General features: G+C 64.7%; 6 protein-coding genes. 3 read left to right on the forward strand and 3 right to left on the reverse strand.

The genetic code is table 11. From position 1 onward, the window contains the following. The first annotated feature begins 32 nt into the window (after positions 1-32). Positions 33-908, forward strand: coding sequence for a bifunctional 5,10-methylenetetrahydrofolate dehydrogenase/5,10-methenyltetrahydrofolate cyclohydrolase (locus tag PVW46_RS21835; protein WP_069209879.1), 876 nt, complete (start codon positions 33-35; stop codon positions 906-908). A gap of 17 nt (positions 909-925) precedes the next feature. On the opposite strand, the gene PVW46_RS21840 is transcribed toward PVW46_RS21835, so the two are convergent. Continuing rightward, positions 926-1,771, reverse strand: coding sequence for an EamA family transporter (locus PVW46_RS21840; protein ID WP_069209878.1), 846 nt, complete (start codon positions 1,769-1,771; stop codon positions 926-928). Between the two features lie 121 nt (positions 1,772-1,892). On the opposite strand from PVW46_RS21840, the gene PVW46_RS21845 reads away from it, so the two are divergent. Both PVW46_RS21845 and PVW46_RS21850 read left to right on the forward strand, forming a co-directional pair. Beyond that, positions 1,893-4,265: a trimethylamine N-oxide demethylase gene (locus tag PVW46_RS21845; protein ID WP_069209914.1), complete on the forward strand. Its 2,373-nt coding sequence runs from the start codon at positions 1,893-1,895 to the stop codon at positions 4,263-4,265. A gap of 44 nt (positions 4,266-4,309) precedes the next feature. Beyond that, positions 4,310-4,765 carry a group II truncated hemoglobin gene (locus tag PVW46_RS21850; RefSeq protein WP_069209877.1) on the forward strand — a complete coding sequence of 152 codons (456 nt, stop codon included), beginning with the start codon at positions 4,310-4,312 and terminating at the stop codon, positions 4,763-4,765. Between the two features lie 4 nt (positions 4,766-4,769). Here PVW46_RS21850 and PVW46_RS21855 read toward each other — a convergent pair whose 3' ends face one another. Together PVW46_RS21855 and PVW46_RS21860 are read right to left on the reverse strand one after the other, a co-directional pair. Continuing rightward, a complete protein-coding gene (locus PVW46_RS21855) occupies positions 4,770-6,044 on the reverse strand; it encodes a glycerate kinase type-2 family protein (RefSeq protein ID WP_069209876.1) in 1,275 nt (424 codons plus the stop codon). Beyond that, positions 6,031-6,780 (reverse strand): HpcH/HpaI aldolase/citrate lyase family protein (locus PVW46_RS21860; RefSeq protein WP_274577625.1); only part of this gene is annotated, 750 nt, incomplete at its 5' end. The genes PVW46_RS21855 and PVW46_RS21860, both read right to left, overlap by 14 nt.

A 6,780-nucleotide genomic window follows, 5' to 3' on the forward strand; every position in this document is an offset into this window, starting at 1 on the left:
AATGGACTGGCAGAGCCGGAGGGGCTGACGGCATGAAACAGGATCCCCGGGTGCTGCTTGGCAAGCCCGTGCAGGAGCGTATCCTTGCCGAGGTGCGTGGCATTACCAATTCCGCCGGGCGGATCGGCAAGCTCGTGTCGATCTCGATCGGGGATGTTCCGGAGGTTGCGGTCTATGTCCGCAACCAGGCCCGGGCCGCTGCTGCCGTCGACCTGCCCTTTGACCAGGAGTTCTGGGGCGGCGAGGTCACGCAGGAAGAGTGCAAGGCGCGAATCCAGGAAATGAATGATGACCCGGAAGTTCTGGGCATCATCCTGCAGCGCCCGGTGCCCAGCCACATCAACGTCCGCTCCTTGCAGTCCGCGATCCATCCGCTCAAGGACGTCGAGGGGATGAACCCGGCCTCGATCGGGAACATCGTCTACAACGACGTGGCGATGGCGCCCTGTACCGCGGCCGCCGCGGTCGAACTGGTGCGCGCGACCGGCCTTAACATGGAGGGGCTGGAGGTCGTCATGGTGGGGCACTCGGAAATCGTCGGGAAGCCGGCGGCGATGATGTTGATGGCCGAAGGCGCCACGGTCACGGTCTGTCATCACCTGACGCGCTCGGTCGCCATGCACTCTCGCCGCGCCGACGTGATTGTCGTGGCCGTGGGCAAGGCCCATCTGATCGGTCCCGACATGGTCAAACCGGGGGCGGCGGTGATCGACATCGGTATCAACCAGCGGGTTCACCCCGACGGCACGACCGAGATCGTCGGTGACGTGGATACCGATGCCGTCAAGGAGGTCGCCGGATGGATCACGCCGGTGCCCGGCGGTGTTGGTCCCGTGACCGTCGCGATCCTGATGCGGAACGCGATCCGCGCCTATGAACGCCAGCAGGCGGCAGGCTGGCGGAGCTGACAGGCTCCGCCATCTGGTCAGAGCGTCAGGTATCCGATCCCCAGGAAGGCTACGATACAACCGGCCCATTGCGCGATCCGCATCTGTTCGTTCAACAGCACGCGTGCCAACAGGATGGTGAAGAGACCGAAGATCGAGGCTGCGACCGCCGCGAACTCGGGCTGCGGCAACGAGGCGGCCGAGATCACCGACAGCAGGGCGATGCCATCCAGCAGGCCCATCGCCACCAGCGGAACCACCGCCTTGCGGCCCACCCGGATGTCGGGCCGGATTGCCCAGAGGATGCCGCACAGCAGCAGCAGCGCGACCAGTCGCGTGGCAAATGTGCTTTGCCATTCGCCGCCGGTTTCCGCCGCCAGCTGGCCCAGCTTGAAGGTGCTGGCATAGCCGAACGCAGAGAGCAGAGAATAGGCGACCGTCGGCCCCCGGGGCGGGACGTCGCCCTGCGCGGAATCCGAGAGGATGGCCACCAGGCCGACGGCGCCGATCACAACCAGAACGGTTGCGATCTGATCGGGCGTGATGATCGAGCCGCCAAGCGCCGCGTAGATCAGGGAAAGGATCGGAAAGGCGCCGATGATCGGACTGACCAGACGTACGGGACCACGTTCAAAGGCGAAATAGAGCCCGAGACTTGCCGCGAGAAAGGTGAAACCCGCGGCCAGCGCATACCAGAGCGCCGCCCCATGCGGCAAAAGCCACTCACCCTTGCCGAGAATCACGCCCCCCTGGAATGCAAGGCCTGTCAATAGGACCACAAGCAATGCGCCCATGAGCGGAACGGTCCGGCTGAGATAGCGAATCGCGATGTCATGCAGACCCCAGCAAACGGCCGCAACCAGGCCCAGAAAAAGCGCACTCATGTTGTGAAACTCCTGTCGATTAGAGAGATTCCTGTCTGTATCGCTTGCGCGAACACGCCACCGGGTATATTCTCATCATTAATATTATTTTCCGTAAAGGCAAATATCGGGAGGAATGGACGTGCTTGATACCAGATATCCCAACGTGGTCCCCGGACCGCCGCGGCCCAGCGGGATCTTCGAGCCTCGGGTCTTCTCGATGCCTCCGGGGACCGAGCGCTATGTCGTCGAAGGCATGGGCGCGATCCTGGTGCGGCTCGAGGCGGGTGACCGGCTGGAGATCGAGAACACGGAAGGCGGCCAGCGGTGCGAGATCGTCTGCGCCCGTCCGGATGGAACCTTCGATCCGGGGTTGATCGGCGCGAGCGGGCAGGGGCCTGCAACGGGCTTGCAGGCGCTCCTGACCTCATCTGACCAGTCGCTGCGCAGCCTGCGCATGGGGGTCGAGGCGCGTGGCCTGGATCTTTCCAAAGCTCAGGCGGTCAACCTGTTTGAATCCACGACCCCCGCAAAGACCACCGAGAGCTTTACCGCCGCGCAAGAAGGGATCGCCATCATCGCCGCGCCCGGCGGCATCATGGATTTCGAGGCGCAGGATACGGCGACTCCGCTGACGATCTACATCCGTCGGGCGACGATCAAACCCCTGCCGAAGTTCGAGCTGCCCGACCCGCTGGCCGATCCGGTGGCGGACGTGCGCGTGCATTCCGCCACGGCTGAGGCCTATTTCGTCAAGGCCGGCGACTATATCCAGATCCTTGACGTGGACGGACGCCAATGCACGGATTTCCAGTGCTTTTCCGCGCGCAAGCTGGACAAGGGAATCGAACACGCGCTGGACGTGACCACCACGCGCACCCTGATGGAACATGCCTACCCGATGCCGGGCCTGCATGCGAAATACTACGATCAGGACATGCTGCCGCTGGTCGAGGTCATCCAGGACACCTGTGGGCGGCACGATGCCTTCGCGCTGGCCTGTTCCGCCAAGTACTACGACGACATCGGCTATCCCGGCCACGTCAACTGTTCGGACAACTTCAACGGCGCGCTGGCGCCGCATGGGGTGACCGGGCGCAAGGGCTGGATGGCGATCAACTTCTTCTTCAACACCGGGCTGGACGAGCACGGGGTGATGTACTCGGACGAGCCCTGGTCGCGCCCCGGTGACTATGTCCTGTTGCGCGCGCTGACCGACCTGGTCTGTGTCAGCTCTGCCTGCCCGGACGATACCTCGGCGGCGAACGGCTGGAACCCGACCGACATCCATGTGCGCACCTACAGCGGCAAGGAATCCTTTCAACGCGCCGTCGCGTACCGGCCTACTCCTGATGCGGAACCGAAGATGACTAAACAGACAGGCTTTCACGACCGGTTCGACCGGTTCACCGACAATTTCATCGAATACAACGGTTTCTGGCTAGCCAACTGCATGTCCAGCGCCGGTCCGATCGAGGAATACCACGCCTGCCGCGAAAAATGCGTCGTCCTCGACCTCAGCGCGCTGCGCAAGTTCGAGATCACCGGCCCGGACAGCGAGGCGCTGTGCCAATACGTCTTTACCCGCAATATGAAGACCCTGCCGGTGGGCGGCGTCGTCTACACCGCGATGTGCTACCCGCACGGCGGCATGATCGACGACGGCACCGTGTTCCGACTGGGCAAGGACAACTTCCGCTGGATCGGCGGGTCGGACTACGGCGGCGACTGGCTGCGCGAAAAGGCCGAGGAACTGGGCCTGAAGGTGTTGATCCGCTCGTCCACCGACATGCAGCACAACATCGCCGTGCAGGGGCCCGAAAGCCGCGACCTGCTGAAAAAGATCATCTGGACGGCCCCGCACCAGCCAAACTTCGAGGATCTCGCCTGGTTCCGCTTTGCCCCCGCGCGCATCGGCGACGACCAGGGTATTCCGGTCGTGGTCAGCCGCACCGGCTATACAGGCGAACTGGGCTACGAGATCTTCTGCCACCCGAAACACGCGGGCGAGGTCTTTGACGCCGTCTGGGAGGCAGGTCAGGCGCATGGTATCCGCCCGATGGGTCTGGAGGCGCTGGACATGGTGCGGATCGAGGCCGGGCTGATCTTTGCCGGCTACGACTTCTCGGACCAGACCGACCCGTTCGAGGCCGGCGTCGGCTTTACCGTGCCGCTCAAGTCCAAGCCGGATGATTTCATCGGGCGCGAGGCATTGATCCGCCGCAAGGAAACGCCGGCGCGCAAACTCGTCGGGCTGGACATCGACAGCAATGTCGAGGTCGGGCACGGCGATTGCGTCCACATCGGCCGTGCGCAGATCGGCGAGATCACATCGTCCATGCGCTCGCCGATCCTGGGCCGCAACATCGCGATGGCGCGGGTCGACGTGGCCCATGCGGAACCGGGCACCAAGCTGGAGATCGGCAAGTTGGACGGGCATCAGAAACGTCTGCCTGCCACGATCCGCCCCGACCTGGCCGCCTATGATCCCAAGAAGGAAAAGCCGCGGTCTTGACGTATCTCAAGGCGACCCTTTCCGGGGTGGGCTAGGCCGAAGCCATGACAAGCGCATTGCAAGAGATTGGCGGTGAAACCGCTCTCCGAGACCTCGTGGAGCGGTTTTACGACCTGATGGAAAGTGACCCGGCGGTGCATGAATTGCACCGCCTGCATTTCCGCGGACATGGGCTGTCCCACACCCGTCAGGCTCAATTCGAGTTCATGAGCGGGTTTCTTGGCGGGAGGCCGTACTACCGCGAGCGCAATGGTCACATGAACCTGCGCGAAATACATGCCCATATCCCGATCCGCGAAGCGGATGCGGAGCTGTGGCTGCAGACGTTCGACAGGGCGCTGGCCGATGTGGGGCTGACGGGGCCGGCGGTGGAAAAGATGCGCGCGACCCTGCAACGGGCCGCGCATATGCTCGTGAACGATGTCCCCGATTGGCGCCAGGGCGAAGACACGCAGGATCGCGAAGTCCTGCGTGACCACGGGGCCTTGCGCCGAGGCTGAAGCCTCAGCCGATCAGCAGGATCTGTACATCGGCAACATTTGTGCCGGTTGCGCCGGTGATCAGCAGGTCTTCGGACAGGCGCAAGGCGGCGTTGCTGTCGTTGCGGTCCAGGTACTCTGTTGGGGACTGCCCTTTGCCTCGGATGCGGGCCAGGGTGTACTGGTCGACAATCGCGCCAGCCGCATCCGTCGGTCCGTCCCGCCCGTCCGTTCCGGCCGACAGAAAGACCCAAGGCGCGGCGATCGGTTCGGCGTCGGCAAGCGCCGCCATCCGCAAGGCCAGTTCCTGGTTCCGCCCACCCAATCCGCCGCCGCGCACCTGAACGGTGGTTTCGCCGCCCCAGAGGAACGCGCGCGGCTTGTCCGATGCTCCGACATCACGCAGTGTCCGAAAGGTCTTGCAGACGGCCTCGTTCACGTCGCCGGTCAGCGGGTCCTCGATGACATGGATCTCGTAGTCCGGGCGCAGTTCATCAGCGGCGGCCTGCACGCTTTCGCGGTTGCCACCAATCAGGTGATTTCTGGCCGTGAGGTTCGCGTTTGCGCGCGGCGCGTTGCGCAGGTGGCGCTGGATGCTCTCGGGCAGGCGGTTGAACAGGCCCATCGAATGCAGCAGGTCGCGCGCCTGTTCCGGCGTGCCGATGGGCGCGACGCTGGGGCCGCTGGCAATGGCCCGCAGGTCGTCACCGATCACGTCCGAGAGGATATAGGCGGTGACGAGCGCGGGGGCGGCCAGCCGCAACATCCCGCCGCCCTTCAGCTGCGAGACTTGCTGCCGGACGAGGTTCATCGCCACGATGTCCAGCCCGCTGTCCAGAAGCAGGCGGTTGAGCGTCTGCTTGTCTTCCAGGCTGACACCGTCCGGCGGGGCGGGCAGCAGGGCAGACCCACCTCCCGAGATCAGCGCGATCACGACGTCGCCCGCGACGGCGCTTTTCAGAACTTCCTGCGTCCGTTCGGCGCCGCGCGCGCCCACGGTGTCGGGAACGGGGTGGCCGGCCCGGTAGACCTCGGCGCCCGGGACCTGTTCCTGGTTCTCGCGATGGGTGACGCAGATCATCACCCGCGGCCCGCTGATGCGGGGCAGGACTGCGCGCAACATTGCGGGGGCGGCCTTGCCCAGGGCAAGGACAATGGTTCGGCACCCATGCGCCGGGCGGGGCAGCGGATGCTGCCCCAGGCTCTCGCGCATGGCCAGTGCCGGGTCGGCACGGCGGATCGCGGCCCGGAATGCCCGGGCCGCATCGCCTTTCAGTGCCGGAATCTTATCCGGCAGCAATCTGACGCGCCTTCTCGACCAGCACTTCGGCCTGACGGATCGAAGCATAGTCGATCAGCCGCCCGTCGAGCGAAACCGCGCCCTTGCCGGCGGCCTCGGCCTCGGCCATCGCGGCCAGGATGCGCTCGGCCTTTGTCACTTCAGCCTCGGAGGGGCTCATGACCTCATTGGCCAGCGCGACCTGGCTGGGGTGGATCGCCCATTTGCCCTCGCAGCCCAGAACGGCGGCGCGCTTGGCGGCGGCGCGATAGCCGTCGGGGTCCTGGAAGTCGCCGAAGGGGCCGTCGATCGGGCGCAAACCGTTGGCGCGTGCGGCAACCACCATCCGGGCCAATGCATAGTGCCACATGTCGCCCCAGTGGGTTTCGCGGGCGTTGTTTGCGTCGGGGTCCGTCAGGACCGAGTAGTCGGGGTTCACGCCGCCGATGATCGTGGTCCGCGCCCGGGTCGAAGCCGCGTAGTCGGCGACACCGAAGTGCAGGCTCTCGTTGCGCTTGGAGGCGGCGGCGATTTCCGACACGTTCTGCATGCCAAGCGCAGTTTCGATGATGTGCTCGAAGCCGATGCGCTTTTTCAGGCCCATCGCGTCTTCGATCTGGGTCACGATCATGTCGATCGCGTAGACGTCGGCGGCGGTGCCGACCTTGGGAATCATGATCAGGTCCAGCCGTTCGCCAGCCTGTTCGACCACGTCGACCACGTCGCGATACATGTAATGCGTGTCCAGCCCGTTGAT

The sequence above is a fragment of the Mameliella sp. AT18 genome, from assembly GCF_028807275.1.
In the GTDB taxonomy this organism is placed as follows: domain Bacteria; phylum Pseudomonadota; class Alphaproteobacteria; order Rhodobacterales; family Rhodobacteraceae; genus Antarctobacter; species Antarctobacter albus.

Coding starts and splice junctions, on each gene's coding strand:
- PVW46_RS21835 (WP_069209879.1), top strand. CDS start 33: ATGAAACAGGATCCCCGGGTGCTGCTTGGCAAGCCCGTGCAGGAGCGT.
- PVW46_RS21840 (WP_069209878.1), bottom strand. CDS start 1,771: ATGAGTGCGCTTTTTCTGGGCCTGGTTGCGGCCGTTTGCTGGGGTCTG.
- PVW46_RS21850 (WP_069209877.1), top strand. CDS start 4,310: ATGACAAGCGCATTGCAAGAGATTGGCGGTGAAACCGCTCTCCGAGAC.